Source organism: Mesorhizobium sp. M7D.F.Ca.US.004.01.2.1, from assembly GCF_003997785.1.
GTDB lineage: Bacteria > Pseudomonadota > Alphaproteobacteria > Rhizobiales > Rhizobiaceae > Mesorhizobium > Mesorhizobium loti.
This window is the reverse complement of sequence record NZ_RZRQ01000662.1, coordinates 1-1,249: the sequence shown is the minus strand read 5'-3', so window position 1 is coordinate 1,249 and position 1,249 is coordinate 1. Positions and strand designations below refer to the sequence as shown.

Here is a 1,249-nt window from a genome sequence, read left to right as displayed (position 1 = left end):
AAACTGACAGGATCGGAAGGGTTCGGCGTGAATGCATCGCGGCTCACGGCCGCGTTGTCATCGACGGGCTCGATCCTCGATCTCGGCACGCGTGGGCTGCTTCCGGCCAACGTCGATGTCAATGCGACGCTGGTTGCCGGCAGCAACAAGGTCCAGGTCGACAGATTGCTGTTGAAGACCGGCCGCTCGACATTCGATTTCGCTGGTTCGATCGGGCCGAAACCGGCAACCGGAGCGGCGGGTGAGGAGCCGTCCTATCGCTACGATCTGACCAGCGACGGTTCGTCGCTGGCACCTTCGGAGTCGCCTGAGCCAGCGCTCACCTTCCTCGCCCGGATTGCCGGTGTCTACAACACGGTGAGCCACAGACTGGTCGTCGAGCAGATCGCGCTTCGGTCCGCTGCCTCCGGCGAGGTGCTCGGCACCGCCGCCGTGGCGTTCGTCGACGGCAAGGCGCCGGGGATCAATCTGGCGTTCAACATCCACAACATGCAGGTCTCTCACGTCAAGCAGCTGTGGCCATGGTTTTCAGCGCGCAACGCCCGGCTGTGGGTGCTGGCCAATCTGTTCGGCGGCCGCGTCGTCGACGCCAACCTCCAGTTCCAGGTCGTGCCGGGCCGTCTGGGCAACGGCGTGCCGCTGTCCGCCGACGAGGTGTTCGGCCGCTTCCAGATCGAGGGATCGCGCTTCGACACCGCCGGCCGCATCCCGCCGATACGCGATGCGGTTGGCGTCGTCGGCTTCCACGGCAACGATGTCGATATCTCCTTGTCCTCGGGTACCGTCTATATGCCCAGCGGTCGCACCGTGGCAGCCAGCAATGGCACGCTGACGGTCAAGGCGGCCAACCGCCCGCCGGTCGTCGGCGCGCTCGACATCGACGTCGATGGCGACGCATCCGCTGTTGCCGAGCTCGCATCCTACGAGCCGATCAACGCCATGCGCCATGTCGGCATTCTGCCGGAAGAGCTGTCGGGCAGCGTCACCGGCCACGTCAAGGCGGATATTCCGCTGCAGTCCGGCGTCGACAGTTCGAAACTCGATTGGCTGGTGTCGCTCGACTACACCGGTATGTCCTTGGCCAAGCCTTTCGAGGGGCAGGTCGTGACGGATGCAGACGGTTCGATCACGGTCGACCCTGCAAAGGCGGTGATCTCCGCCAAGGCGTTGCTGAACGGCATTCCGGCCGAACTCGATCTGATCGAGCCGCTCAGGGATGACGGGCCGGCGCGCAGCCGCAAGGTGACCC

1 protein-coding gene is annotated in these 1,249 nt (G+C 65.1%); it reads left to right on the top strand.

Annotation, left to right across the window (positions count from 1 at the left end; all coding sequences use genetic code 11):
- Positions 1-1,249 (top strand): DUF3971 domain-containing protein (locus EN993_RS35985; RefSeq protein WP_348630459.1); only part of this gene is annotated, 1,249 nt, incomplete at both ends.